Consider the following 26,338-nt stretch of genomic DNA (forward strand, 5'->3'; position numbering starts at 1 on the left):
ATTTATTTGATAAACCCGACCTGCTTGCAGATCTCCGCGCACGCTTTTTCCTTGCGTTCGTTGAAGATCACCTTGTTCTCCTCGAAGATGTTGCGCCCGTGACTGTCAATGGAGACGATGAGGGGGCCAAACTCCTTCACCTTGCACGTCCAGAGTGTCTCCGGCATGCCGAGGTCGAGCCAGTTCGCGTCCACAATCTCCTCGACGCAGGTAGCGGCAACGACGGCGCAGCCCGCAGGGAAGACGCAGTGCAGCGCCTTGTGATCGCGGCAGCCACGCATCGTGCCGTCCTTCATGCCGCCCTTGCCGATAATGAGGCGCACGCCCGTCTCAGCGATGAACGCCTCCTCGAATTTCTCCATGCGCATACTGGTCGTTGGGCCGACTGTCACCATCTCGTATTTTCCCTCACCGTGCTTGCGGATGATCGGCCCCGCGTGGAGAATCGCGCCGTCCTTTACGTCGACGGGTAGCTTGCGCCCCTCCTCGATCACGCGGCGGTGTGCCACATCGCGGCAGGTTGTGAGATAGCCCGTGAGGTAGATCACATCACCCACGTTGATGGCCGCGAGGTCTTCGGGCTGAATCGGGGTCGTCAGAACTTTCTTCTCCATCAGAAATCCACCTCCGCATGCGAGAGAATCTTATAGTCGAGATTCTTGTCAAAGATGATGTGACCGCGCCTGTGTGACCAGCAGCCGACGTTCACGGCGACGCCGATCACAGACGGATAGCGCGCGCTGTTCTCGATGTTGACGCCGAGGACGGAGTGCTTGCCCATCAGTCCCTGCGGACCGAGGCCGATGGCGTTGATGCCGTCCTCAAGCAGTTGCTCCATCTTGGCGGCACGCGGGTTCGGATTGTGCGAGCCGATCGGGCGCATGAGCACCTTCTTCGAATGGAGCGCCGCAACCTCGACCGATGTGCCGACACCGACGCCGACGAGGAGCGGCGGGCAGGCGTTCAGCCCGTAGCTCGTCATGACATCGAGAACGAAACGCGTCACACCCTCATAGCCCTCGCCCGGCATGAGCACCATCGCCTTGCCCGGCAGCGTGCAGCCGCCGCCCGCCATGTACGTATGGATCTCGATGTCGTCACGCTCGGGCACGATCTCCCAGAAAATCGAGGGAATCTGCTTGCCGACGTTCTTGCCCGTGTTGAACTCGTCAAACGTCTCCACGGCGTTGTGGCGCAGTGGTGCCTCTGCCGTCGCCTGCACGACCGCCGCGTGCAGGATCCCCTCCATCTCAGCCATGTACGGGAAGTTCGACCCGCATTTGAGAAAGAATTGCGCCGCACCCGTGTCCTGACAGCTCGGACGGTTCAGCTTTACCGCGAGTTCCTGATTCTTCTCCATCGTCTCATAGATGGACTTCGCGAGTGGTGCATCCTCCTGCGCTGCCAGCTCTGCAATCTTCGCCCGCACATCATCCGGCAGGCGCTTGCCCGTGTACGCCACGAATTTGGCAAGCACGTCGGTCATGCGCGCGCGAAAAAACGTTACCTTCCGCGCGCCGTCAATATCTTCCGTGAAGAGCTGCAAGCGTTCTGCGCACGGTAAACACACGAAAAGCCCCGCTCCCTCAGTGGGAAACGGGGCTTTTGTGCAGAGGCATCAGTGTGTGTACCTCGCTTCATTTTATCAAAAGACCGCGATTCAACAAATCACTTCACAACCTCTCCGTGCCAGTCCTTGATTCCGCCCATCTCGACAATGTTCGTATAGCCCATGTTCGCGAGCTTCTGCGCAGCCTGCATGCTGCGCGCACCGCTGCGGCAGTAGACGAAGATGCGCTGATTCTTATCGGGCAGCTCCTTCGGCGGCGTCGTATTGATGGACTCATTCGGCACATTGATTGCGTTCGGGATATGCCCGCCCGCGTATTCGCCCGCCGTCCGCACGTCGAGAATGATATAGTTCTTCTCCTCCGCCATCATCTTCGCCGCCTCGTCGGAGGTTATACGCTGAAATGCCGCCATGCCATGATCCTTTCCGTCAGATGCCTCGGAGGGCTGGGCGCCCCCACATCCACAGATACCGAGTGCCAGAACACCAAGGAGCAACGCTACAAATAATTTCATATTAAAACTTCCTTACAACAAAACAACCAATAAATTCACTTCTCGATTTCCCCGTGCCAATCCTGAATGCCGCCGATCTCGACGATGTTCTTGTAGCCCATATGCGCGAGACGGTTCGCGATATTCATGCTGCGAATCCCCTTGACGCAGTACACGAAGATCATCTGATTCCGATCGGGCAGCTCCTTCGGCGGATCTTCGCCGAACTGCTCCATCGGGATGTTGATCGCATGCGGGATATGCCCTGCCGCATACTCCTCGGGCGAGCGCACGTCGAGGATCAGATAATCCTGCTCCCGCTGCATGAGCATCTGCGCCTCATCAGCGGTAATGCGGCGATACTTCGCCTGCTCCTTCCGATCCTCTGCCACATCTCCGTCACAGCCGAGGATGGAGAGTGCCGTCGTGAGGAGCACGAGGACTGCCAAGATCTTTCTCATAGATTTCCCCCCAAAACACCGCAGAAGCGGTGATCTATCGAAAGAGTATCATAATCGAACCGCCGATCGTCGGCAGAGCAACGATCCAGAAGCGCAACACGGGCAGCGGTGCGAGATGGGTCAGCTTCGCCCCCACGAACGAGCCAACCGAGAGTGCGACAAGCGTCTGGATAAACAGCCACGGCTCGAGCTGTCCGTAAAGAACATAGCCGATGCCGCCGCTGATCGAGATCGGCACGATGATCATCATCGTCGTTCCAATTGCCTGCAGGAGCGGCACGCCGAAGACGACCATGAGTGCAATCTGAATGTACGCTGCCGAGCCGATGCCAAATGCGCCTGAGAGCACGCCGCAGACAAAGCCGACAGGCAGACCGTAAAGATAGAGACGCCGCCCCGTCAGGAGTTCCTCACGCACGGAAATCTGCCGTCCGAGCCACTCCGCCTGATAGATGCGCAGGTAGAGGAGAAATGCACTTGAGAGGAGCATAAGCCCCGTAAAGAGACTCAGATTCGGTGCCTCGATATGGTTCGAGAGCACCGCCCCAATCAGCGCACCGACGAGACCTCCCGTGCCAAGCACTGCACCCGTCAGCGGCACGACCTCGCGCTCGCGATAGTGACTGATCGCGCCCGAGAGCGTTGTAAACGCCATTGAGCCGAGCGCAACCGCAAGCGCCTGATGAATGGGAATGCCAAAGCCAACGACGAGCAGCGTGATGATGACACCGCTGCCGCCTGCTCCGACAAAACCAATGCCCCCCCCCATGAGGAGCATGGACAGAAAGAGCATAGCATTCTCCACCGGGGGCACAGCAAGCTGCGCCCCTATAATATAAAAGGAGCTGCACAGCAGCTCCCATTCATTGCGATGGTGACGCCTATGGGATTCGAACCCATGAACCCGCCGTGAGAGGGCGGTGTCTTAACCACTTGACGAAGGCGCCACATATGTCAACAGGAGGTACTATATCATAGAATTTACCAAAACGCAAGCGATTTTTTCGCCGCGCTCCGTTTTATGAGGAAAGCTGTGCCAGAGCCGCCTCAAGACGCGCGAGTCCCGCCTCCCTGCCGAGGATGGCAAGGATCTCGGTCGCACCGCCCGGCGTCACCGCCTGACCCGCAGCCGCAATGCGCAGAACCCACATGACCGTGCCCTTCTTCCAGCCCTCATGCTCTATGCACTCCTCGAGCAGTGCATAGAGGAGATCATTCTCCCAGCGCTCTGCGGGCAACGCAGCAAGGATCGTAATGAGTTCGGGCAGTAGTTCTTTTGCCGCCTCCGGCGTCACCTTGTTGCGCTTATTCTCGTAGAGATGCACGTCAAAGGGCGGCGTCTCGATCAGGAATGCAATCGCGGGGCGCACATCGCCGAGCTTTGTGACGCGCGTGCGCAGCAGGGCGGCAATCGCCCCCCACTGCTCCTCGAGATGCACGGGCAGCTCACCTGCAAATGGACGCGCGGCTGCGGCAAACTCCTCATCCGTCATCGCCTTGAAGTACTCGCCGCTCATCCAGCCGAGCTTGTCATAGTCAAAGACGGCGGGCGACTTCGACAGCCCCTCGAGCGAAAAGGCTTCGATCAGCTCGTCCATCGAGAAGACTTCCTGATTCGTTATCTTCGGACTCCACCCGAGGAGTGCGACATAGTTCACAATCGCCTCAGCGGGGTAGCCCATCTGCACGAGATCGTCAAAGCTCGTCGCGCCGTGCCGCTTCGAAAGTTTGCTCGTCTTACCCGTCGCATCGTCGCGCCCCATGACAGGCGCGAGGTGGACGAAGACGGGCGCTTCCCAGCCGAACGCCTCATAGAGGAGCACGTGTTTCGGCGTCGAGGTGATGAACTCCGTCCCGCGGATGATGTGCGATACCTCCATGAGGTGATCGTCGATCACATTTGCAAAATTATAGGTCGGCATGCCGTCGCGCTTCAGGAGTACCTGATCCTCGAGCTCCGTGTTCGGAATTGTGACATTGCCGTGCAGAACGTCGTAGAACGTCGTCTCCCCGACGAGCGGCATCTTCTGACGAATGACGTATTCCTCGCCGCGCGCTAGATGTTCCTCCACCTCAGCGGGGCTGAGGTCGCGGCAGGTGCGTGGATATCCACCGAAGGACTTCTCGCCGTCTGTGGGCTCCGCTTCCTCCGTATGATGACAGAAGCAACGGTAGGCATGGCCGCTCTCCACGAGCTGTTCCGCATATTTCTTATAGATCTCCATACGCTCGCTCTGCACATAGGGACCGTAATCGCCGCCGATATCGTCGGGTCCTTCGTCGGGCACAATACCTGCCGCATCCAGCGTGCGGCGAATGAAGTCCACCGCATCTGCCACATAGCGATTGCGGTCGGTGTCCTCTATGCGCAGGATGAACGTCCCGTCATTTGCGCGCGCAAACAGATACGCATAGAGCGCCGTGCGCAGATTGCCAATGTGCATATAGCCCGTCGGACTCGGTGCGAAACGCGTGCGAACCTCTGTCATCAATCTAGTTCCTCCAAAACTTCAAAAATCAGCCGCGCAGATAGCTGCACAGAGCGCGGAACATGATGAGCGAGCTCATCGCACCGGGGTCTTCGATGCCGATGCTGCGCGGACCTATGAGCGCAGCTCTCCCCCTGCGAGCCGCGATTGTCTTCGTGTACTCCGCACCTGCACGCCCCTCGTTGAGCGCCTCCTCAAGGCACTCCCGCAGACTCTTCCCGTCCGCATTCTCCGCGCGAAACGCATCACGGATCGGAATGAGCGTATCGAGCATTGTCTTGTCGCCGCGCTCGGCGCGCCCGCGCCGCTGAATCGCCTCAATTCCCGCAGTGAAGAGCTTCTCGAAGCTGTGCACATCGAGTCGCGTCTTATCGTTCACTGCCTCACTCGCACGCACGAATCCGATGCCGTAGAGCGGCCCTGCCGCACCGCCGACATTCTCGATGAACGCGCGTCCGATGTGATGAAGCACATCCTTCACCGGCGCATCTGCGGGCAGCTCCGCCAGGCGTTCCCTCGCCGCCGTAAAGCCGCGCGCCATGTTCAGACCGTGATCCCCATCTCCGGTCTTGGCATCCACCGCCGTCAAATAATCCTTCTGCGCCATAATTGCGGTGATGACCGCATTGACTGCGTCGCGAACATTTGCCATCTCATCGCACCGTCTTTCCCAAAATTAGATTCTTCCATATTCTCATATGTATTATTATAGCACGGGATTTTCCATAGGAAAAGAGGCTTCCGACATTTCGGTGAAGCTTTCCGAAAAGACAGATTTCAAATTGTTGCAACAAATTGTTATTCCTGTATTTGTCAAGTCTTGCGACGTACTTTTTTTTATGCTATCATAATGGACAAGAAGGTGAGCCTTAGGTGTGCGTATGCCTTAGCAATGTCTAACCTACAGATCTTTTAGGGAATCCGAATTGATTCCGGTGAATGCGACGCTCCTCCGGAGAACGCGGTAGTCGGACTTAGGGTACCCACCTGCTTTACGCAGGTATAGACATATAAGTCATACGGCATTTCAGACCCCTCTCTTGTGGTCAGAGTGGAACTGCCCTTGCGGCGGCTCTGTTCTGACCTTTTTGTATGCCTTCATGCGTGCATATTGGCAGGATTTTTTTAAAAAGAAACGAATACATAGAGATAGTATACGTTAGTTTGCGAGGGAGATCGAAATGCCGGATCTGGATAAAACGAACGAAGAGATGACTGCGGACACATCCGCAAAGAAACGCGGGCGTCCGAAAAAGCGCGTGCAGGAGGAAACGGAGGATACCGCTGCCAAAAAGCGCGGCCGCCCAAAAAAGGATGAGACCGCAGCGATGCATCCCGCACCACGCCGCGAGCGCCCCACAGAACTTGTCTTTGCGCTCGACATTGGCACGCGCAGCGTCATTGGAATCGTCGCCGAGCAACGCGACGGCCTGCTCCACATCCTCGCTACCGAGCGCATGGAGCACAAGACGCGCGCCATGCTCGACGGACAGATTCACGACGTACCGCAGGTCGCCGCCATCATCCGCGAGGTCAAGCGCCGCCTCACCGAGCGCACGGGGGCACTCAGCAGCGCCGCCGTCGCCGCCGCAGGACGCGCGCTCTACACGATGACCGCCGAGGCAGAACAGGACATCACGGGCACGATTACGCCCGCACAGCAGCGCGACCTCGACTTTGCGGGTGTACAGGCGGCACAGAAGAAGCTCGCCCATTCGCACACAGTTGACGACCCGACACGCTACTACTGCGTTGGCTACAGCACGATCCGCTACACGCTCGACGGCAACGAGCTCAAGACACTCGTCGGTCAGCGCGGCAGACACGCACAGGCGACTGTCATTGCGACATTCCTCCCGCGGCAGGTTGTCGACTCCATGCAGTCGGCACTGCGCGAGACCCATCTCGAGATGCGCGCGCTCACGCTCGAGCCGATCGCAGGCATCAACGTCCTCATCCCGCCCACGATGCGCCATCTGAACCTCGTCCTCGTGGACATTGGCGCGGGTACCTCCGACGTCGCCATCACTCGTGGCGGCTCCGTCATTGCCTACGGCATGGTGCCGATGGCGGGCGACGAGATCACGGAGGCGATTTCACGCGAGTACCTCCTCGACTTCAACATTGCCGAGGACATCAAGCGCAAGGCAGCGGACGGGCAGGATGTCTCATTCACGGACATCCTCGGCATGAAGCTCTCGCTGACTGCAGAACAGGTTGTCGCGGCAATCAAGCCGGGTGTGGAGAACCTTGCAAACGCAATTGCAAAGCAAATTCTCGAGCTCAACGGCGAGCCGCCGCAGGCGGTCATGCTCGTCGGCGGCGGTGCGCTCACCCCCATGATGCCTGAGCTTGTTGCAGCGGCGCTCGGTATTCCCGAGGCGCGCGTTGCCGTGCGCCAGCCCGACGAGGTGGACGGGGTTGCAGAGCTGCCCGAAGAACTTCACGCCCCCGATGCGGTTACGCCGCTCGGCATTTTGAAGATCGCATCCATCAACACCCTGCATTTTCTCGCCGTCTGGATCAACGACATCGAATACAGTCTCTTCAACTTCCGCGAGCTCAACGTCTCCGATGCTCTGCTCGCAGCGGGCATCAGTCTGCGCAAATACAACGGGCGTCCCGGCATGGGGCTGATGATTACCGTGAACGGGGAGCGCCGCAGCTTCCCCGGCACGATGGGTACGCTCGCGCAGATCACAATCGACGGCAAGAGCGCGAGTCTCGACTCGTCCATCCACGATGACTGCCGCATCAAGCTCGTCGCGGGAGAGAACGGAACGCAGCCTGAGGTACGTCTCAGCGAGATCATCGGCACGATCGACAGCTATACTGTCGTCCTCAACGGAGAGGAGACAACCGTCACCGCAAGCATCCTTGTCAACGAGAGCGTTCCCGAAGGCGACCCAATCCTGCGCGACGGCGATGTGATTGTCTCACGACGTGAGCGCACGCTCGGCGAGGTGCTGCGCGCAGCGAACCTCCCGCCCACGGGGCGGCGCATCTCCTATACGCTCAACGGCGAGGCGCGCCGTTTCTCCACGCAACCTCATATCACACTGAACGATGTAGCCGCACCGCTCTCCACGATGCTGCACGAGGGCGATATCATCGAGTACGAGGAGACCGCGATTCCGACCGTCGAATCCGTGCTCGACCTCTCCGCCGCCTCCTATGCGACGATCACATACGAGGGGCGGGAGCACAATGTGCCCGCGTCCGGCTTTGCCCTCACGATCAATGGGCGTGAGGCATCTCCCGGCACCATTGTCGAGGACGGCGCTGTCATCACCTATCAGAAGGGCACGGGCAGCGCAAACGTCAGCGAGGCGCTCCTCGCCGTCGGCTTCACGCCCCCGGCCGCGACGAGCCGCGTCACCTTCACTCTTCTTGTGAACGGTACGAAAGCAGATTTCACCAGTCCCATCCGCACGGGCGATACCCTCGAGGTCGCGTTCACGCCGCTCGAGTCGCTGAATGCTGCGACAGCGTCGAAGGACGGGAATGCCCCTGCGGCAAGCGCCATCCTTGGCAGCATCGCCGCACGCGCAGGCATCGTGCAGGATAGTGCACGCATGGCGGACGTGCAGCAGGACACACCATCTCCTGCACAACCGACAGAAACGACAGAATCGACACAGAGCAGCGGTACCATCACCATCGATTCCCTGATGCGGTACGATTGAACCGACATACAAAAAGAGCAGAGAACGCAGGACTTCCTGCACTCTCTGCTCTTTTTTCAGTCGTTCAAATGGATCGTTACTTCCGCAGGGATTTCCAGCGGTCGTGCAACCAGAACCACTCCTCGGGATATGTCCGGATCCATTCTTCGATACGTGTATTGACAATCTGTGTCACGCGCAGGACATCCGCCGCGCGGTCATCCGTCTTCTCGACCAGAATGGGAGGATCGACGGTGAGGATATGATGCCCGTTCGGCTCACGATGGATAAAGACGGGAAAGATCGGTACCCCACAGCGGCGGGCAATCGCCGCCGCACCCGTGAACGCATTCGTCGGCTGCCCGAAGAAGTCGACAATGACACCGTCGCGCAGGCTTGGATCCTGATCGCTGATGAGCCCGATGATCCACCCCGCATCGATCATGCGGAACATCTCACGCACGCCCGTTTGATAGGTGATGTGCATGCCGACGAGCGCACGGTACTCGTTGATGAAGCGATCCATGCCCTGAGCGCTCTGCTTTTTTGCCACCCCAACGATAGGAAGTCCCGCACAGGCGAACGCGCCGCCCATCAGCTCCCAGTTGCCGCTGTGCGAGGTGGCAAAGATCGCCCCCTTGCCTGCCGCAGCTGCTGCACGCACCTCATCGACCGCGCCCGTGATCGTAACGTATTCGCTCATACGGGACTTTATGACGGGAAATCGCAGCACCTCCATCAGCATCGGGCCGAACCGCAGCGTACTCGCGCGCGCAATGCGCTCCGCCTCCGCCTTGGGAAGATGAAGACAGCGCGTGACCTGCTCGCGTGCAAGCCGCTTGCGCTTTGCAGGGACAAAGATCCATGCGAGCCGTGCCACCCCCTCCCCGAGTGCCATCGCAGCGCCGTGCGGCAGCAGGCAGATGAGGCGGCTGAGAATCTTCATCACATAGTAGGAGAACATCTCAGCTCTTCCCGCGCAGACCCTCGAGCTCCTTTTCGAGGGTCTTTATTTTTTTTACCATCTCGGGCAAACGCCGGATCGCCGCCTGCACACGCAGCCACTCCGCGTGCGGCTGCACAGGGAATCCCGCGCAGAAGACCCCCTCGGGCATGTCGCCGATGATGCCCGAGCGCGCGGCGTAGACCGAATTCGCACCGATATTGATGTGACCGACCGTGCCGACCTGCCCGCCGAATGTGACGTTGTGCCCGACCTTCGTCGAACCGGAGATACCCGTCTGCGCAACGATGAGACAGTTCGCGCCGATGCTGCAGTTATGTCCGATATGCACGAGGTTGTCGATCTTCGTGCCCTTGCCGATGACCGTTGCACCGAGGGTCGCGCGGTCGATGCCGACGTGCGCGCCGATTTCCACATCGTCGTCAATGACGACGCCGCCGACCTGTGGTACCTTTGTATGCACGCCCGCCTCGGTCGTAAAGCCGAAGCCGTCCGCACCGATGACGGCGCCGCTGTGAATCGTGCAGCGCGCCCCGATGCGGCAGTGCTCGCGCACAGTCGCGCTCGGATAGATAACCGTATGATCGCCGATCACAGAGTACTGCCCGACATAGGCATGGGGATAGACGGTCACACCCGCGCCGAGGACGGCGTGATCGTCGATGTAGGCAAAGGGCAGGATCGTGACGCCCTCCCCAATCTGAACGTCCGCACCAATATACGCCTCGTCACTGACACCGACAGCGTGCTCAATGGGCGGAGTAAAGATTGTCAACAGCTTTGCAAACGCCGCCTTTGGCTCTGCAACAAAAATGACGGGACACGAAAAGCCCTCCGTGCCCGTCGGCAGGAGGAGTGCGCCCGCCTGTGCCGCCGTGCGTGCCGCATCGATATGCGGCGGAACGGCAAAGGTGAGATCGTCCGCCCCCGCCTCATCCAGCGCGGCGAGACTGCGAATCACGCGATTGCCGTCACCGCTGACCGTGCCGCCGATGAGCGCTGCAATCTCATTGACTGTCTTTTCCATGCTCATGCTCCTTTATTGGAGTTTTCCAATCACTTCGTCGGTGATATCCACACCGCCCGTGAAGACTGTCGGTGTTTTCTCAGAGCCTGCATCCAGTACAATGTCCAGATCCTTCGCTTTGGCAATATCCTGCACCGCTACGTTCAGCTTCTGCTCGTACTGGGTCATATACATCTGATTGAGCCCCGCCATCTTGCGCTGCGTCTCCATCTGGAGCTGCTGCGCCTCCTCGGTGGTCATAGCCGGGTTCGCCTCGAACTTCGCCTGCGCCTCCTGCTGCGCCTCCATGAGCTTCTCATTCGCCTCGGTGACGACCGCCTTGATCTGGGGCGCCTCCGTCTGCACACGCTCGCGATCCATCGTGCCGATATGAACCTGACCGCAGCCGGCAGCAAACATACTCGCGGTAAGAAGGACGGCGGCAGCCGCCTTGCTTGTATACTTCATCTGTAAATTAGTCCTTTCCATCGTTAAAAAGGGGCATTTCATTGTGCCGCAGCGGGCTCAATGCGCTCCATCTCACGCACCATCTCTGCCGTCAGATCCACTGTCGCAGTGCCGATGATCGGCGCATAGCTACGCAGGGAAAAAGCCTCGGTATCCGGCAGGAGCGTCATCGCATCTGCCTCGGGAGAAGCGAGCACGAGGGAAAGATGATGCTGCAGGGCGAGCTTCGCCGCACGGCTGCGCACGTCGCGCATGATCTCCGCCTCGAGGGCATCCACCTCCGCACGCACGGCGGCAAGGCGCATGGCACGCGCAGAGACAGCAGACTTGCCCTCCTGTGCGGCGAGCGCACGCTCCATCTCCTGTGCGCTGCGCTCTTCCACCTCTGCCTTCATGCGCTCCGCTTCTGCCTTCTGCGCATCCACGGTCTCCCGTGCACGCTTCGTCCACGCCGCCTGCTGCGGCTCGATGCGTGCGGCGACGCGCGCGCGAATCTCTGCCTCCCACTGACGGTGAAGCTCCATCTGCCGCGCGCCGCGTTCCTCTTTCAGCAGCTCACGTTGACGCTCCCACACGGCGCGTTCGCGTGCAAGCTCCTCCTCCGAGACCTGTGGTCCATGCATGGCACGCTGGTTGTCGATCTTGAGGTTGATATTCAGGATGGCGTTCAGATACTCGTCGTCAATCGCCTTCTTGCGTGCCTCGTAGTCCGCCTCCGTCTGCTTGCGATAGACCTCGGTCAGACGCTTCTGCTCGCGCTCGAGCTCCACGCGCGTCGAGATGACGACCTGTGCGTTCTTCTGCCAGACGGAGTCCTCAAACGGCGCCGGGTCGGTCTCTGGCGGCTTGATCTCAGGCGTCTTCGGCAGGTCGCGCAGGAGCATTGTGAGCGTTCGCTCCTCGGCGCGCAGTGCCGTGAGGCGTTCATAGGAGGGGTGTGCAGCAAGTACCTCTGCAATCCGCACGGTACCGATCTCGCGCTCCTCCATAGGCACTTCACGCTCCGGCATAAGGAGAAAGACTGCGAGGAGGACGAGGAGGCACGCGCCGCCCGCTAGAATTTCCCTGCGTTTCGACTGCCACAGCTTTCCCACAGCGCACCTCCGTCCACATTTACCAGTTTATGGAACCACTGATAAATTCAGTGATTCCTAAAAAATATACCGAGCAGAGCTCTGCCCGGTACCTATGCACATTCCCTGCGAATTACTTGCTCAGCTGCTTGACGACATCCTGCGTGATGTCCTGCCCGCCGTATACGACTGCGCCCTTTTCGATGACGACGGAGAGCCCCTTCTTCTCAGCAACGCTCTTGACTGCGTCCTGAATGCTCTTCTCGATGGGCTCCATCAGCTCCTCGTTCTTCTGCTGGAGACGCTGCATCGTCTGCTGATAGTAGTCCGACTTCTCCTGATCGTTCATATTCGCCGACTTCGCCTCAAAATCCGCCTGTGCCTCCTGCGACGCCTTCTGCATCTCAGCGTTTGCCGCTGCGAGCTGCGGGTGCTGGCTGCCGACCTGACGATAGTCCACCACGCCGACGGAGGACGTTGCCGCCGAGGCGATGCCCGAGCCGCTCTGCGTGAGTGCGAGTGCTACCACCGAGCCGACGAAGACGACGGCGATGAGAATGCTGATAATCTTAACCTGCTTCTGCTGCAATTTGATCATGAATAAATCTCCTTTTCTGTCAGACCTGTCGGTTAACCAATCAACCGAACGCTCCCATTATAGCAAAGAGCGCCATGCAGTTCAATATTATTTTGTCGCACGATATGCAACCATCGGCATCTCCGAAAACTCCATATCCGTGATTTTTGGGCAGCTCAGCGGATGGTTCAGCCAGTTCTCATGCGTAAAGGTCACATCCACGGTCTTAGAGCCGTCCTGAAAGCGGTAGGTGGAGCTGTAGACACCGTCTACAATGCTCTGCTGAACGAAAGTCGCCTTGCCGTACATCCCCTCCATATCGCTGAGCGTCAGATCCGGCGGGAGGCTGTCGAAATTCTCCTTCGTGATGACATTCTGTGCATCGAATTCCGCTTGCAGAGCCCCGGGTCCCGGTGCACGCTCCGCCGTCTTTGCGCCGCAGCCCGCGATGAGCATGGACGAGGCGGCAAATGCTGCTGCCACAAGACAAAGTTTGCTGACGTTCATCATAACACTCCCTCTTTCCGATAAAACTCTCCAAAACACCTTTTTATCATACACTATTCCAGACGTTCATTCAAGAAGAAAAAAGAACTCCTCACGGCTGCACCGCCCGTCGATAGAGACGCAGTTTCGTCCGCCCCTCGTGCGGCAGTGCGCCGAGCTCTTCCCAGCCCTGCGCCGCAAGATTCTCCTCAAACGCATCGAACGCATGACGCTCCACGACGAGATACACCGTCCGATCGCGGGGCAGCTCATCCAGCGGCAGGAAAGGCATGACATTCTTGCTGTTCCAGCTCATCTCCTTCGGCGCACGCGCCGCAATCTCCTCGCGCGTCGCGAGCGCGTACATCGTATGCCCCGTATAGTAGGGCACGGTCGCCGTGTAGTCGCCATAACAGACGAGGAGATCCTCCTGCTTCATCGTCTGCGCGAGGATTGCCGCCGCCCCCTTCCCACTGAAATGTCCGTCGCCCTCAGAGTAGTTCGTCACGACGAAGACCACGGCGAGGTAGAGCCCCATGCCGAGGATCGCTCCGGCTTTCAGCACGCGCGTATTCTTTGCGAGGAGGCGTGCCGTCAGAATCGCCGTTGGCAGGAATGCAGGGAAACTGTACGTTGGGTACTTCGTCGCCATGAACTGAAAGAACACGGGCACGACAATCGCCCAGACAAGGAGAAACAGCGTGCGCGTGTCAATTACAGGACGCACGCACCACGCACGATAGAGCGCGAGCGGCAGGGCGAAGCTCCACGGAAACATCCCGATAAAGTAGATGCCGAGATAGAAGTACCAGACATCCCACTTTGCATGCTCGGACACCGTCGCACGCAGGACATTGTGAATGCCGAGGAAGGTGTTCACGAAATCCGCCCCGTGTGCGAAATACATATAGACGTACCACGGCGCGCAGACCGCCGCAAAGACGAGCAAACCGCTGGGGATGCACATACGTCCGAGTGCGGAGAGATCGCGCCGCAGTACAAGGAATACGAGGATCACAAGCCCAGGCAGAAGGATGCCGATCGGTCCCTTCGTCAGTACGGCGAGCCCCGCACAGATATACGCGATATAGAAATATCTTCGCTCCTGCTCATAGTAGCCGACAAAGAACGCCGCAAGTGTCCCGCCAAAGAAAACAAAGAGGCTCATATCCGTGAGGATCAGCTTTGCGAGCACCGAATAGAGAACGCCCGTCCCGAGGATGATCGCCGACCAGAACGCCGTCCGCTCATCGTAGAGCCGCCGCGCAAAGACATAGGTCAAGACGAGCCCCGCCGCAGCGAAGAGCGCGGGGAAGAAGCGTGCGGCAAAGTCCGTCACGCCGAAGACGGAGAACGCTGCAATCAGCTCCCAATAGAAGAAGATCGGCTTATCGTACCAATAGTTCCCGTAGATCTGCGGGGAGAGGTAATCTCCCGCTGCCAACATCTCCTTCGCCGTCTGTGCGTAGTTCACCTCGACGGGTGCCGTCACGGCGAGTGCCCCGTTGCCCCAGAAATAGAGTACAACAAGGCACAGGATCGCAACGCCGCTCGTCAACCGCTCATTCATTGCCTTCCTCCCTTTGCTCCCCCATACGTCGATTATCAGACGCAATCAGATAGAGCGGACGATTCTTCACCTCTTGCAGAATGCGCGCAATATACTCGCCGCAGACGCCGAGCATCATCATCTGCATGCCGCCGAAGAAGAGACTGCATACGACGATCGTCGACCAGCCCGCCACTGTCTCGCCACGGAGCGTCTCATAGAGCACATGGAGAAAGAGCAGAACTGCGAGCAGTGCCGAGCATATGCCCACGTAGAAGGCAGCGCGCAGCGGCTGCACCGAGTAGGCAAGAATGCCATCGAGTGCGAACGAGATCATCTTGTGCAGGGAGAACTTTGACTGCCCCGCAAAGCGCTCCGGCGCGACAAACTCCACCGTCGTCTTGCGGAATCCCATCGCACCCACGATTCCGCGAATGAAGCGCGCGTGCTCGTGATAGCGGCGCAGTGCAAGCACCGCCTTGCGATCCATCAGGCGGAAATCCGACCCGCCCTCCTGAATCTCCACATCGGTCATCGCGTTGAGCAAGCGGTAGTAGTATTTCGACGTAAGACGCTTAAATATGGATGCGCCCTCCGTCGTCAGACGCACCGTCTGAACAATCTCATAGCCCGCCTCCCACTTCGCAAGGAGGACGGGCAGGAGCTCCGGCGGGTGCTGCATATCGCCGTCCATCGTGATCACCGCGTCCCCGTCTGCATGATCCGTTCCGCAGGTCAGCGCGACCTGATGCCCCGCATTGCGCGCGAGGAAGATTGACTGCACATGCGGGTCGCGCTCCCCCATTTCGCGCAAAATCTCGCGGCTGCGGTCACGGGAACCGTCGTCGATAAAGAGGATCTCGTACGCATAGGGCAGCGTTTCCATCACCTTTTCCACGCTCTGCACAAAGTGCGCAATATTGTCCTCCTCGTTGTAGACCGGAACCACAATCGAAACACGCTTCACCGCTTCACCCCCTAGAAATTTCCAATCAGACGTAGCCACCTGTCATGACCGTCTGCAAGCGCTCCAACGCTGAGGAAATCATGCATCTTGTCCCGCAGCTCCCACTCCCATGCGCCCGTATCCATCCACTGCTCGTAACGCACGAGCCAGCGCGGATGGAGCGCATAGCTCCCCGCGACAGAGAGACGGTCATCGCGCAGATCGTAGCGCAGATCACCCGTGAAATGCGGGAATAGTTCACGCGCATAGCCGACGCGCCAGTCAAAGCGCACATCCTCGGGCGCGGCATCGGTCTCCGCATAGAGTTCATCGCGCGCACTCAGCATCTGCCCTGCATGCAGGCGCACGTGTAGGTCGCGCCGATCCCAGCCGCGATTCTCCGAGGTGCGCCCGATATCGAGCCAGCCCGTCAGACGAAGACGATAGCGCATCGTATCCGTGCGGCTCATGACCGCCATGCGCTCCCCCGGCGTGATCGTCACCTGTGAGGTGAGATGGAGTCGGCGTAGTCCTTCCGCGCCATCCAGACCATCTGCCAGCTGCTGTTCAAACACGGAACGGTGACGCGCAACAAAGGCGACAGGCACGCCGACAAGGCGATTCGCCGCCGTCTCCATCGCCCTGCGCTGCGTGAGCAGCGTCACGTTCGGTATCGTATCCGAACGCATCGAGAGATCCACGATCCGCACAACGGGCAGACGTGGATAGACGGTGAGACGCACCTGTGCCGTCTGATCGACATCGATATCGTAGTCCGCGCGGAACTCCGGCAGATGTTCGTCCATATAGGCGTTCAAGCTGCGTTTCAGCGCCCCCGTCGCCCAGTCCGTCGCCGCAAGCGGCAGCCCCACAAGAGCATCCGAAAAGACCGTGCTGACACCCGCAAGGTCTGCGCGCACAATCTCCTCAACGGCGGCTGGTATGCCCTCCACCGCCATCTGTACATGAACACCCTGGATCGTATCCGCCCACGGTGCAAGGTGGATTATGACCTCCGTCCGTTGCGCAGGACGCACATCGACCCCAGTTACCGTGTAGCCAACGAGCAGACGGTCAAAGACCGTGCCGATGATCTCCGCCTCCTCCAACGCAGAGACCGTCGTAATCACGCGCCCCTCCATACGCTCTGCCGCGATTGCCGCAACCGTGCGCTCCATGCGCGCTCGCACAATGGAGGGAATCTCCCGCTCACCTACAACAATAGCCGCAGTCTCCTCCACGCGGGAGGACTCTGCGGCATATGTGTGGGCAAAACACCCGAAAGCTGCAAAAATGAGGAGGGCGATCGCCCAGATGCGCCCAGGCACAAGAGCCTGCATTATCAGAACGTGCCGCCGACGCGGAAGTGAACGCGGCCGCCCTGCGAACCACGACCGTAGTCAAGGCGCAGCGGACCGATCGGCGTGTTGAGCCCGAGCCCGATGCCGATGCTCCCGTACATATTCTCCGGCGTAAAGCCATCGCTCCATGCGCCACCGTAGTCCGCAAAGAGTGCGCCCGTCACCTTCGACACGATCGGGAAGCGGTATTCAATCGAGGCGAGCGCCATGCGTGTCCCGCGGAACTGATCCTCGCGGTAGCCGCGGATCGTATCCTGACCGCCCATGCGGAACTGGCTGTACTCCGAGATCGAGCCGCGGCTGATGCCGTACTGCCCGCGCAGAACAAAGACCTGCGAACGCCCCGCCTTGAGGTAGTGGGTATCCCCTGCAATGTACTTCTGGTAGTTGAAGTCACCACCAAAACCTGCGAACTCTGCCGAGAGAGAGGCACGCGCCCCCATCGTCGGCTCGTAGACATTATCGCGCGTATCCGTCACGTGCTCGAGCGTTATGCTGCGCGTTGTGCCGAAATTGCTGTTAATCCAAGCCGTATTGTTGCTGCGGTTGCCCGCGTTGCCCGTCTCCGTATGCTTCACATACTTGTCCTGACGGTTGCGGAGCGTGACGAAATTCGTCGAATACTCGCTCATGGGACGGCTGATCGTCACCTCACCGCCCGAGTACTTGCGCATGAACGACTCCTTGTGGTTGCCGTCCTCATCGTAGTCATCGTACTCGTATGTGCGGTTGTAGATGCGCAGTGTACCTGCCGTCTCCTTCTTGTCGAGCCACGGACGGCGGTACATGAACGTATAGCCGCGCGCATCCGTATCATCGCCGCTGATCTCATAGGTGATGCTGATCGTATCGCCCATCCCGCGGAAATTCGTGTCACTGACGCTCAGCGTCCCAACCATGCCGTCAGCGCTTGAATAGCCTGCACCGATGCCGAACGAACCCGTGCGCTTCTCCTTGACATCAATCTCCATGACGACCGCATTCGGCTCAACGCCGGGGTTCATCTTGACATTGACATCCTCGAAGAAGCCAAGGTTGTAGACACGCTGCATGCTGCGGCGCGCCTGATTTGCATTGAACGGCTCACCGACCTTCTGACGCATCTCACGCAGGATGACGTATTCCTTCGTCTTTTTGTTGCCCTTGACCTTATAGCCCTCGAGTGTGCCCTCGCTGATCTTGATCGTGAGCGTGCCGTCCTGCGCGATGTTGAGATCCGTGATCTTTGCAAGAATGTAACCATCCGCCCGGTACTTCTCCTGGATCGCCTGCACATTCTCCTGCAGCGTGCGCGAATTCAGCAGCTCACCGTTCTTGACCGTGATGAGCTCCATCAGAGACTCCGTGGATTCGACCGTGTTGCCCTCAATCTTCACTTCCTTGAGCTCTGGATTCTCGAGCACATTGTAAGTCAGGACAACGCCCTCGGGTACCTGCTCAAAGGTCGGATAGAGATCGTAGAAATAGCCCGTTGCGTAGATCGCATCGCGATCCTTCACCAGTCCCTCCTCGGTCACGGCGTCACCCACGTGCATCGTGAGTGCAGCGCGCGCCGCCCCTTCTGTCGCCTCCGTCGCACCGTTGAACTTGATCTCCATAATCGTCTTGCCCACCTGCGCTGCAAGGTAGTTCGTGATCTCATCCTCAGCAGGACGCTTTGCCGCCCATGCGGCAGCACGCTCATCCGAGGACGTGGGCGCAGATGTGGTCGTCAGCGCGGGTGCATTCGCAACCGGAGCGTCCGCAGTGTTGCTTACGGCAGATGGCGCAGCATCGCTCAGCACGGGTGCCTCTGTCACCACAGCGGCACTCTCCTGCGCAGTCCCCTCCTCTGCGGCAAAGCCATGCGGCAACGCCGCGGCGGACACGCCGACGCCAAGCGCGACGGCGAGTGTGAGTCTCTGATATCTCTTGCTGTTCAAAGGCGAAACCTCCTAGATATGTGCGCCTTGGCGCACTATTTCAATCCGACCGCAATGCGGGGAAATGATCGACTACTCTCGTAAAATTTTTCCGCCGACCTGCATGAGTCGCTGCATATCGGCATCGGGCATCTGCGGACGCTGCGCAGGCGCTGTGCTCTGCACAGATGCCTGTGCAGTCACGGTCGCAGCGGCGGGCTGTGTCTGCGGCTGCACGCGCTCTGCATCCGCCGCAGGCATCTCCTTCGACAGTGCCTCTGCGGGCGCTGTCTTCGTTAGCGGCGTTGCATCCTCCACGGCATCCACCGCAGCGGCGGGCACATCCCGCTCCGTGCGGTGCACGGGCGGCGGCATCGCCATCTCCTCTGCAGGCGGTGTGCCCCACACGAAGTATGCGAGCCCAACTGCCGCAGCAGCCGTCGGCAGCAACCAAAGGGCAAGGCGTCTCAGACGCGCACGGCGATCCGCTGCAATACGCGCAAGCTCTGCGCGCGCAAGCATGAGTTTCAGATCGCCCGCAAGATCGTCTTCGCCCGCGAGCGCATGCTCTGCGCCCGTAAGCCAGTCCCGTGCCGCACGGATAGATTTCGCGCGCTCTCTGCGGTCTGCAGCCATCACCGTACCTCCTTTCGGAATTATACTACACTCTATAGGATGGATTCAAGATGTTAAAATTAAAACGTAGTACTAAGTGCTAAGAAACTACCAATGCTGCATAAAGCGCGAGAGCATCCCGCGAATGCGACGAATTCCGTTTTTTTGCAGACGGTAGATCTGCGCCGGCGTCACGCCAAGCGACTCCGCCATTGTCTGCGCTCGTGCGCCACCGATCGTCACACCCTCGAGCACAAGGCGCTCCCGCGCTGGCAGGCGCTCCATCGCAGCGCCGAGCACGCCGACAAGCGCATGATGCTCCGCGAGTTCCGCAACTGATGGACACTCGTCGACGAGCAGCTCCTTCGCCGTCTCGTACGCCTCCGTCTCCGCCTCGAGGCACGGCAGATCGACCCGCCCCTCACGGCGGAGAAAGTCCAGAATGCGCCCGCGCACGCGATGCACAGCGTAGAGGCTGAACGCTACGCCGCGCGTGGGATCATAGCGCTCCACCGCTTCGATCAGACCAATCGTCCCCTCCTGCACCGCATCCATCACGGCGGGCAGCGCGCGATAGGGCATGACCTCACGGAAGACGAGCGGCTGATACGACTCGATGATCCTCCGCCGCGCCGCCTCATCGCCGCGCTCCTTATAGGCGCGCCAGAGTTCCCCCTCCTCTGTCGGCGTGAGTTTCTGCACGTCGGCGAGCTTCTTTACATAATCCGAAAACACGGGCACACCTCCTTTTCAAAAACATAATACGACGGGATCAGAACTTGAACCGTGCCTCGACGCTGATGAGCTGATCCGAGCCCTCGCGGTCATACGAGATGCCGAAGCGGTCATTGAAGTCATACTGAATGCCGATCCGATGCGTATCCGACGCCGCGCCGAGCCCCTGCACATAGCGCAGGAGCACGCGGTCGCCGAAATACTTTCCGATCTCGACATTGTACTCGTTCTCGTTCTGCCGCACCGCCTCGTCATCCTTTGTCTCAAAGAGCGCGCCGCTCCCACTCGAGAGGCGAAGCACATCGAGATGGAGGAAGTTCTTCACAGAGTCCTCCACCTCCGAGAGGATGCTCATCTGCAGACCGATCGAGAGCACATCCGCCGCTGTAATGTTTCCCTCGCCGCTCCGATAGGCACTGCGCAGCGTCAGCATGCGGATGATCTCCTCTTCAGACATCTCCGGGCTCGATCCGAGGCGGAAATCCATATGGTCGAGCGGCCCGTGCGCCGAGAGGAAGACGCGCGTGTGCGTAAGACGTGCCTCCGCATAGAACGCAATCTCCGGCAGGAACGACTCCGGCTGGTTGAACGTGGCCGTCCCCTCGCGGATCTTGAACACCGTCCGCAGATAGCTCACCGTATCGCCGCGCCGCACGCCAATCATGCCCGTCGTATGCGGGTGACGCGTCGTACCGCCGAAATGCACAGAGCCCGACGGATGAATATCATAGAGGTTCGGACTGAAGAAATGCACATAGCGATCCACCGTCAGCCCCACATCGAGGATGATGTGCGGGAGCTCGTCGTCCGTCTCAGGAATCGACGGGATCGAGACGAGCGCGCGGTTGATGTCAATCGTTCCCGAGAGCTTTGGCAGGGTCTCGCCCCAGTACTCGCCCTCATTCAGACGCAGCGTGCCGCTGAGAGGTCCCTCAAAGAACGAGGTCTTGATCTCGAGCGCATTCATCACGAATGTGAAATCATAGGAGCGCAGCTCCGTGCCCGAAAGCTCCGTACGCCCCGTCAGCATATAGGTGCCCGAGCCCATCTTGCCCGTGCACTCACGCACAGAAATGCTCTCGCCGAGCGCATCAATCCGCAGCTGCATATCCGTCACCGGATGCTCGAAATAGCGCAGCTTCACCGCACCGTTCACAACGCGCAGCGTGCCCGTAAGACGAGGGGCGGAAAGCGTCCCATGCACCTTCAGACTGCCCTCCGTACGTCCGAGCGCCCACTCCACCTGATTGGAAAACACAGGAATGAGCGAGAGATCGGCATTGTCGAGTGCAATCGTCAGATCGAGCTGATCGTAGGCATCCAGCGTTTCATCGCGATCCGCTGTGAGCGCACGCAGGGGCAGCGTGCCGTGCGCACTTGCCGTGTAGGCAATGCCGTCGATATACTTCGTCACCGTCAGCTGATTCAGGTGGATCACAGAGCCGCGCAGCTGCGCCTCTCCCGCCATCTCATCGAACGTCGCGCCATTCGTGCCGCCGTTCTTCGCCGTCAGCTTCAGATCCGCCTCCGGCTGCCGCGTCTGCCCGCCGATATGCGCCGTCAGCGACACCGTACCCGTCACCTCCTGCTCTGTACCCGCAAAGCGCGTAAACATCCCAAGCGCAATATCCGTCGCCGTGATGTCCACATTTGCCGCGCCGTCAAAATCTGCCGTACCGACAGCAGAGAACGAACCGCTCCCCTGCGTCCCCGAGAACTTACGGAGCGTCAGCACGCGATCCACGAGCGAGACGTCAAGCGCAACATCGCGCACGGGATAGGAGGCAATCGCCCCCTCTTCGATTGCACCCGTCAGATCGATCGACGGATTGTCCAGCGTACCGCCGAGCTGCACCGCACTCGTGATTGTTCCCGTAATGCGGCTCTCCTGCTGATTGGCAAGAGCGAGCAGCGCCGTAACATCCATTTTGTCAATATTCATCGTACCGCGCAGGGCGCGCGTCTCGGTATCATAGCGCAGACGCGCGGACACAGAACCTTCCGTCCCCTGACGGAAGCCCGTCCGCTCCATGTCGATGATGCCGTTCTCATAGTGGACAAAGCTGGTAATCTCGCGCAGCTCCACGCCGTTCATCGTGATCTCGTCCGCCTTCAGTTTCCCGCGGAAAATAGGATGGGAGATCGTGCCCCCCACCTTGCCGTTGAAGACGCCATGCCCCGAGACCTCGTAGGGCAGCTTGTGCTCGAATCGCTTCATATCGAGATCGCGCACCTCAGCATCGAAATCAAGCACGCCCTGCGCGCTGATTGTGCCGTTCAGCACCATATCCACCATCGGCGAATAGATGTGGAAGACCTGCACGCGGATGATGCCGTTATCGAGGAAGTAGTCGCCGTCCATACCTGAGAGCACCGCGCCCGCATAGCTGCCGCGATAGAAGTGAACATAGCCGACCGCATGCGGATTGTCAAGCGTCCCCGTGAACTTGATGATATTGTCGATGTTGCCCGTGATCGGCTGATCGGGCGCAACAAGCGCCGCCACGTCCTCCATGCGCGCGCCCATCGTATCAATCTGAAGATCGATGCGCCGCTCGCCCGTAAAGCCGATCGTTCCGTTCACGAGCCAGACCTCACGTCCGCCACGCTCCATCGAAAAATCATAGATGCCGATGCCCGAGAGCGAGCCATCCGCACGGAAAAGCAGGCTGTCAAACGGCTGATACATGAGATCGCCATTCGTCGCGGAGACCTGCATATCGACCTGCGGATCATGAATATCGCCGTGAACCTCGCCCGAGAAATCCGCAAGCCCAGAGAAGCTGAGGCGTTCGTCGAGATAATTCAGCAGCGCGAGATCGGCATGCGCGCCGTAGAAGCGCAGATTGAGCGCAGAGCCGCGCATAATATGCCCCTCTACCCCCAGCTCCGTTTCATTCGGCAGCTTCGCACTGAGGAAATCGATCGTCAGATCGTCCCCGCGCAGCATAAAGGACGCATTCGCACGCTCCACGGGAATGTTGCGGTACACGCCGTCCGAGAGTGCGGCGCTGCCGAGGACCGTGAGAGCTTCCCCCATCTGCCCGTCGATGCCAAGATCGGCGTGCAGCGTACCGTTCAGCCCCTCGGGCAGGGACACTGAGAGGGAGCGCAGCCCCGCAAGTGCGACATTGTCGACCGTCAGATGCGCCGTGTAGGTATTTTTCTCCGCAGTAAACACACCCGTGCCCGAGAGCGTCCCGCCGAACGCCTCCGCCGTCAGATTTTCGAACGAAATTGTGCCGTCAGCATAGGCAGCATCCACCGCCGCATTTCGGAAGGAGACCCCGTTCACCGCCCCTTCCGCCGCCGTCAGTTTCCCCGTGACAATCGGCGTCGCAAGCGTCCCCTTCACGTGAAGATCTGCCGTCACAGCCCCCTGATAGGGGCTGTCCGCGAGAATGCGGTCAACGGCGAAATCCTGCGCACGCACAGTGAGATCAAGATAAGGTGCATCCGTATCGAGCCGAATCGTCCCGTCCACACGCGCGCGCTGCTCCGCCGCCTCCACTGTCGCAGCAACGAAAATTGCGCGCTCATTGAAGCGCAGTGCTGAGCTCTCCAGCTGCACCTGCGTCCCGTAAACATCTGCCGCGCCACGCATACCGTCGATGCGGCCGTCCAGCGTCAGCACCCCGTCCACGCGATGCAGTTCCATCCGCACGGCATCTGCGTGCAGAGACGAGAGCTGCAACTCCTCGGACAGAGAGTTTTCCGGCAGGAGGTGACGCAGCTGCATGAAATCCGTATCTGAGGAACTGAGATAGAGCTCCTGGTTCCCGCCGACATACGCGCCGCGCACACGCAGAGGCACCCCCGAAAGGGCTCCCGTCGCCTCATAGGAGACATCGCTGCGGTCGATCTCCACTGCCCCCGCAATCTCCGTCAGCTCGTACGTGCGACTATCTGTCACAATGGTCGCCGAACCGCCCTCCGTGCGGATGCGCCCCTCGAACGTGCTCGGCTGACTGTCGTCCGCGCCGATATCATCATAATTCCACGAGCCGTCCGCGCGCTGCACAATGTCCGCATGCGCGCCCGTGAGCAGGATCTCGTCAATCGAGGTTTCGGGCGATGAAAGCAGAGAAAGCAGACGAAGCGTCACCCGTGCCTCATCGGCACGGAGCACAGCCTCCGCCTGCTTATCGTAGATTACGACATCGTCCATTTTCAATTCGTGCAGAGAACGGATCTCCACCGCACCGATGTGCACAGCCGTTCCCAGCTTCTGCGCCACGAGACGCTCTGCCATCTGTCCCGCCTCAGCCATGAATGCCTGAGCGCGTACGATATGGATGAGAACTGCTGCGCAGACGAGGACGGCGGCGATCACCGCCGCCCCGATATACGCCTTCCGTCTCATAGCAAACCTCTTATTTGTTCATCTCTGCTTCGTACGCGGCATTCGCCGCCTGTACGCGTGCCGCCGCAGCAGCAGCGGCATCCGCAGGTGCACGTTCTGCAGTCGGGCGCACCTCGGCATCCTTCGGCGTTGCAAAGAGCACATCGTCATGCAGCTGTGCCGCCGCACGCGCCTCCTTTGCACGCGCACCGTCCTCCTCCGCCGCACGATACCGCACAGCATCGAGATCGACGGGCACGCCCATCGCATTGTCAAGGCTCGCCTTGCCCGTATTGTAACTGTAGAGCGCCGTTGAGTAGTTCATGCGTGCCGTCGTCAGATTGTCTGAGGCACGCATCACCTCAAGATTCGTCCCCACGCCCGCATTATAGCGGACGCGTGCGATATTGTAGTCCTCCTCCGCCTGCTGCACGGCCTTCTCCGTCGTCTTGATATTCTGCTCCGCCGCACGCAGATTCAGATACGCCGTACGCACATCAAGACGAATCTGCTCATCCGTCGCTGCGAGCGCCTCCTCCGCCTTGCGGAGCGTCGCCTTTGCCGCATCGACCTGCGCCGCCGTCACGCCGTTGTCAAAGATATTCCACGACGCGCTCACACCCGCCGACCACGTATTGCTGCTCGTATGGTCGTCCTTGAAGGGGTGCTCGCCCGCAATCGAGCGCGTTGCCGCCGCATTCACCGTCGGATGATAGCCCGCCTTTGCCGCGCGCACGCCCTCCTCTGCCTGCTTTACCGCATAGACCGCCGCCGCACCATCCGCGCGGTAGAGCAGCCCGTAGTCCGTGCAGTCATCCAGAGAGAGCGTATAGCCCGCATAGCGCAGCTCATCGTTGATCGTGAGCGTCGTATCCGTCGGCACACCGATCACATTGTTCAGCGTTGCCACAGCGACCTCATAGTTGTTTCGCGCTGTCGTCAGATTCTGCTGCGCATTCGCCAGCTCCACCTCCGAGGCGAGCACGTCCGCACGCGCCACCGTACCCACACGGAACTGCGCGTTCACATCCGCGAGATGCGCCTGCAGCGTCGCCACCGTATCCTCACGCACCTTCACCAGATTGCGCGCCTGCAGGATATTGAAATAATCCGTCGTCGCCGTCAGGCGGATCGACTGCTTCGTCTGCTCGAGCGCAAAGTCCGCCGAGTTCAGCCCGTAGCGCGCAGATTTGCGCTGTGCGTTCAGCGACGCATTATAGACCGGCATCGAGATCGTGCCCGTATTGCCGTAGTTATAGTCGTAATTTTTGCCCGTCATGCGCGCCTGCGCGTACGCCTCGCCGCCAATGCGGTTCGCCGTCGCCGACCATGTCAGCGTAGGTCCCATCGATCGGTTCGCCTGCGCGAGCGCAGCGTGCGCCGCATCCACATCCGTCAGCGCCTGCTTGATCGTACGGTTATTCTCGAGCGCCATCTGCACGCTGCGTGAGAGATCCACCTGCATCGTCTCAGCCGATGCCGTCCCCGTAAAAAGTCCGACGGCGGCGGTCAGAGCCAGAGTCCGTACCAGTCGCGCCGCAAAACGTCCCCTATTCTTCAAAGCCATTTCCTCCTCGACCGCTGACGGGATATATCCGAACGGCGGGCTGCTCCAAACATAGTCAACACCATGAAA

At 59.7% G+C, this 26,338-nt stretch carries 22 protein-coding genes, 1 tRNA gene and 1 other RNA gene; 2 read left to right on the forward strand and 22 right to left on the reverse strand.

What is annotated here, in order from left to right:
* Window positions 1-2: 2 nt before the first annotated feature.
* From ttdB to dhaL, 8 genes are all read right to left on the reverse strand, one after another.
* The gene (gene ttdB / locus HMPREF9163_RS01840) at window positions 3-614 is read right to left on the reverse strand and encodes a L(+)-tartrate dehydratase subunit beta (RefSeq protein WP_009439928.1); all 612 of its coding nucleotides are present in this window, start codon (window positions 612-614) and stop codon (window positions 3-5) included.
* Window positions 614-1,486, reverse strand: a complete 873-nt coding sequence (gene ttdA, locus HMPREF9163_RS01845) for a L(+)-tartrate dehydratase subunit alpha (RefSeq protein ID WP_037345891.1) — start codon at window positions 1,484-1,486, stop codon at window positions 614-616. Before ttdA ends, ttdB begins: the two co-directional genes overlap by 1 nt.
* A gap of 182 nt (window positions 1,487-1,668) precedes the next feature.
* On the reverse strand, window positions 1,669-2,085 hold the full coding sequence (locus HMPREF9163_RS01850; RefSeq protein ID WP_009439930.1) for a rhodanese-like domain-containing protein: 417 nt from the start codon (window positions 2,083-2,085) through the stop codon (window positions 1,669-1,671).
* Window positions 2,086-2,120: 35 nt separating this feature from the next.
* A complete protein-coding gene (locus HMPREF9163_RS01855) occupies window positions 2,121-2,525 on the reverse strand; it encodes a rhodanese-like domain-containing protein (protein ID WP_009439931.1) in 405 nt (134 codons plus the stop codon).
* A gap of 34 nt (window positions 2,526-2,559) precedes the next feature.
* Window positions 2,560-3,318 (reverse strand): sulfite exporter TauE/SafE family protein, encoded by a 759-nt coding sequence (locus HMPREF9163_RS01860; protein WP_009439932.1) that lies wholly within the window; start codon window positions 3,316-3,318, stop codon window positions 2,560-2,562.
* Between the two features lie 79 nt (window positions 3,319-3,397).
* Window positions 3,398-3,472: transfer RNA gene (locus HMPREF9163_RS01865), tRNA-Glu, on the reverse strand.
* Window positions 3,473-3,544: 72 nt separating this feature from the next.
* Window positions 3,545-5,014, reverse strand: coding sequence for a glutamate--tRNA ligase (gltX, locus tag HMPREF9163_RS01870; protein ID WP_198142763.1), 1,470 nt, complete (start codon window positions 5,012-5,014; stop codon window positions 3,545-3,547).
* A 28-nt stretch (window positions 5,015-5,042) separates the two neighbouring features.
* Window positions 5,043-5,666 carry a dihydroxyacetone kinase subunit DhaL gene (gene dhaL / locus HMPREF9163_RS01875; RefSeq protein WP_009439934.1) on the reverse strand — a complete coding sequence of 208 codons (624 nt, stop codon included), beginning with the start codon at window positions 5,664-5,666 and terminating at the stop codon, window positions 5,043-5,045.
* A gap of 210 nt (window positions 5,667-5,876) precedes the next feature.
* On the opposite strand from dhaL, the gene ssrS reads away from it, so the two are divergent.
* Together ssrS and HMPREF9163_RS01880 are read left to right on the forward strand one after the other, a co-directional pair.
* Window positions 5,877-6,052: non-coding RNA, 6S RNA (gene ssrS, locus HMPREF9163_RS11565), on the forward strand.
* A 143-nt stretch (window positions 6,053-6,195) separates the two neighbouring features.
* Complete coding sequence (locus HMPREF9163_RS01880) at window positions 6,196-8,700, forward strand: cell division FtsA domain-containing protein (RefSeq protein ID WP_009439936.1); 2,505 nt, start codon at window positions 6,196-6,198, stop codon at window positions 8,698-8,700.
* 76 nt (window positions 8,701-8,776) lie between these two features.
* Here the strand turns inward: HMPREF9163_RS01880 and HMPREF9163_RS01885 are convergent, their stop codons facing one another.
* From HMPREF9163_RS01885 to HMPREF9163_RS01950, 14 genes are all read right to left on the reverse strand, one after another.
* Window positions 8,777-9,643, reverse strand: coding sequence for a lysophospholipid acyltransferase family protein (locus HMPREF9163_RS01885; RefSeq protein ID WP_009439937.1), 867 nt, complete (start codon window positions 9,641-9,643; stop codon window positions 8,777-8,779).
* A 1-nt stretch (window position 9,644) separates the two neighbouring features.
* The gene (lpxD, locus tag HMPREF9163_RS01890; RefSeq protein WP_037345686.1) at window positions 9,645-10,670 is read right to left on the reverse strand and encodes a UDP-3-O-(3-hydroxymyristoyl)glucosamine N-acyltransferase; all 1,026 of its coding nucleotides are present in this window, start codon (window positions 10,668-10,670) and stop codon (window positions 9,645-9,647) included.
* Between the two features lie 12 nt (window positions 10,671-10,682).
* Window positions 10,683-11,117, reverse strand: coding sequence for an OmpH family outer membrane protein (locus tag HMPREF9163_RS01895; RefSeq protein WP_037345688.1), 435 nt, complete (start codon window positions 11,115-11,117; stop codon window positions 10,683-10,685).
* A gap of 38 nt (window positions 11,118-11,155) precedes the next feature.
* On the reverse strand, window positions 11,156-12,211 hold the full coding sequence (locus HMPREF9163_RS01900) for a hypothetical protein (protein WP_009439940.1): 1,056 nt from the start codon (window positions 12,209-12,211) through the stop codon (window positions 11,156-11,158).
* Between the two features lie 112 nt (window positions 12,212-12,323).
* Window positions 12,324-12,788, reverse strand: a complete 465-nt coding sequence (locus HMPREF9163_RS01905) for an OmpH family outer membrane protein (protein WP_009439941.1) — start codon at window positions 12,786-12,788, stop codon at window positions 12,324-12,326.
* 87 nt (window positions 12,789-12,875) lie between these two features.
* Window positions 12,876-13,277, reverse strand: coding sequence for a hypothetical protein (locus HMPREF9163_RS01910; RefSeq protein ID WP_009439942.1), 402 nt, complete (start codon window positions 13,275-13,277; stop codon window positions 12,876-12,878).
* Window positions 13,278-13,365: 88 nt separating this feature from the next.
* Window positions 13,366-14,823 (reverse strand): glycosyltransferase family 39 protein, encoded by a 1,458-nt coding sequence (locus tag HMPREF9163_RS01915; protein ID WP_009439943.1) that lies wholly within the window; start codon window positions 14,821-14,823, stop codon window positions 13,366-13,368.
* Window positions 14,816-15,769 (reverse strand): glycosyltransferase family 2 protein, encoded by a 954-nt coding sequence (locus HMPREF9163_RS01920; RefSeq protein WP_009439944.1) that lies wholly within the window; start codon window positions 15,767-15,769, stop codon window positions 14,816-14,818. Before HMPREF9163_RS01920 ends, HMPREF9163_RS01915 begins: the two co-directional genes overlap by 8 nt.
* Window positions 15,770-15,780: 11 nt before the next feature.
* Window positions 15,781-17,088, reverse strand: coding sequence for a hypothetical protein (locus tag HMPREF9163_RS01925; protein WP_009439945.1), 1,308 nt, complete (start codon window positions 17,086-17,088; stop codon window positions 15,781-15,783).
* A gap of 2 nt (window positions 17,089-17,090) precedes the next feature.
* Entirely contained in the window at window positions 17,091-19,031 is a 1,941-nt protein-coding gene (locus tag HMPREF9163_RS01930) for an outer membrane protein assembly factor (protein ID WP_009439946.1), read from the reverse strand.
* Window positions 19,032-19,103: 72 nt separating this feature from the next.
* Window positions 19,104-19,646 carry a hypothetical protein gene (locus HMPREF9163_RS01935; RefSeq protein WP_009439947.1) on the reverse strand — a complete coding sequence of 181 codons (543 nt, stop codon included), beginning with the start codon at window positions 19,644-19,646 and terminating at the stop codon, window positions 19,104-19,106.
* 87 nt (window positions 19,647-19,733) lie between these two features.
* A complete protein-coding gene (locus tag HMPREF9163_RS01940; protein WP_009439948.1) occupies window positions 19,734-20,360 on the reverse strand; it encodes a sigma-70 family RNA polymerase sigma factor in 627 nt (208 codons plus the stop codon).
* Window positions 20,361-20,397: 37 nt separating this feature from the next.
* Complete coding sequence (locus HMPREF9163_RS01945; RefSeq protein WP_009439949.1) at window positions 20,398-24,723, reverse strand: translocation/assembly module TamB domain-containing protein; 4,326 nt, start codon at window positions 24,721-24,723, stop codon at window positions 20,398-20,400.
* 10 nt (window positions 24,724-24,733) lie between these two features.
* Complete coding sequence (locus HMPREF9163_RS01950) at window positions 24,734-26,269, reverse strand: TolC family protein (RefSeq protein ID WP_009439950.1); 1,536 nt, start codon at window positions 26,267-26,269, stop codon at window positions 24,734-24,736.
* Between the last annotated feature and the right edge of the window lie 69 nt (window positions 26,270-26,338).

The organism is Selenomonas sp. oral taxon 138 str. F0429, assembly GCF_000318175.2.
GTDB lineage: Bacteria > Bacillota > Negativicutes > Selenomonadales > Selenomonadaceae > Centipeda > Centipeda timonae.

Excerpts from the sequence above, each read along its gene's own strand:
- HMPREF9163_RS01945 (WP_009439949.1), bottom strand. The coding sequence starts at position 24,723 with ATGAGACGGAAGGCGTATATCGGGGCGGCGGTGATCGCCGCCGTCCTC.
- HMPREF9163_RS01935 (WP_009439947.1), bottom strand. The coding sequence starts at position 19,646 with ATGGCTGCAGACCGCAGAGAGCGCGCGAAATCTATCCGTGCGGCACGG.
- HMPREF9163_RS01950 (WP_009439950.1), bottom strand. The coding sequence starts at position 26,269 with ATGGCTTTGAAGAATAGGGGACGTTTTGCGGCGCGACTGGTACGGACT.
- HMPREF9163_RS01885 (WP_009439937.1), bottom strand. The coding sequence starts at position 9,643 with ATGTTCTCCTACTATGTGATGAAGATTCTCAGCCGCCTCATCTGCCTG.
- HMPREF9163_RS01915 (WP_009439943.1), bottom strand. The coding sequence starts at position 14,823 with ATGAATGAGCGGTTGACGAGCGGCGTTGCGATCCTGTGCCTTGTTGTA.
- HMPREF9163_RS01895 (WP_037345688.1), bottom strand. The coding sequence starts at position 11,117 with ATGAAGTATACAAGCAAGGCGGCTGCCGCCGTCCTTCTTACCGCGAGT.
- gltX (WP_198142763.1), bottom strand. The coding sequence starts at position 5,014 with ATGACAGAGGTTCGCACGCGTTTCGCACCGAGTCCGACGGGCTATATG.
- HMPREF9163_RS01860 (WP_009439932.1), bottom strand. The coding sequence starts at position 3,318 with ATGCTCTTTCTGTCCATGCTCCTCATGGGGGGGGGCATTGGTTTTGTC.
- ttdB (WP_009439928.1), bottom strand. The coding sequence starts at position 614 with ATGGAGAAGAAAGTTCTGACGACCCCGATTCAGCCCGAAGACCTCGCG.
- HMPREF9163_RS01905 (WP_009439941.1), bottom strand. The coding sequence starts at position 12,788 with ATGATCAAATTGCAGCAGAAGCAGGTTAAGATTATCAGCATTCTCATC.
- HMPREF9163_RS01855 (WP_009439931.1), bottom strand. The coding sequence starts at position 2,525 with ATGAGAAAGATCTTGGCAGTCCTCGTGCTCCTCACGACGGCACTCTCC.
- lpxD (WP_037345686.1), bottom strand. The coding sequence starts at position 10,670 with ATGGAAAAGACAGTCAATGAGATTGCAGCGCTCATCGGCGGCACGGTC.
- HMPREF9163_RS01910 (WP_009439942.1), bottom strand. The coding sequence starts at position 13,277 with ATGATGAACGTCAGCAAACTTTGTCTTGTGGCAGCAGCATTTGCCGCC.
- HMPREF9163_RS01880 (WP_009439936.1), top strand. The coding sequence starts at position 6,196 with ATGCCGGATCTGGATAAAACGAACGAAGAGATGACTGCGGACACATCC.
- HMPREF9163_RS01850 (WP_009439930.1), bottom strand. The coding sequence starts at position 2,085 with ATGAAATTATTTGTAGCGTTGCTCCTTGGTGTTCTGGCACTCGGTATC.
- dhaL (WP_009439934.1), bottom strand. The coding sequence starts at position 5,666 with ATGGCAAATGTTCGCGACGCAGTCAATGCGGTCATCACCGCAATTATG.
- HMPREF9163_RS01925 (WP_009439945.1), bottom strand. The coding sequence starts at position 17,088 with ATGCAGGCTCTTGTGCCTGGGCGCATCTGGGCGATCGCCCTCCTCATT.
- ttdA (WP_037345891.1), bottom strand. The coding sequence starts at position 1,486 with ATGACCGACGTGCTTGCCAAATTCGTGGCGTACACGGGCAAGCGCCTG.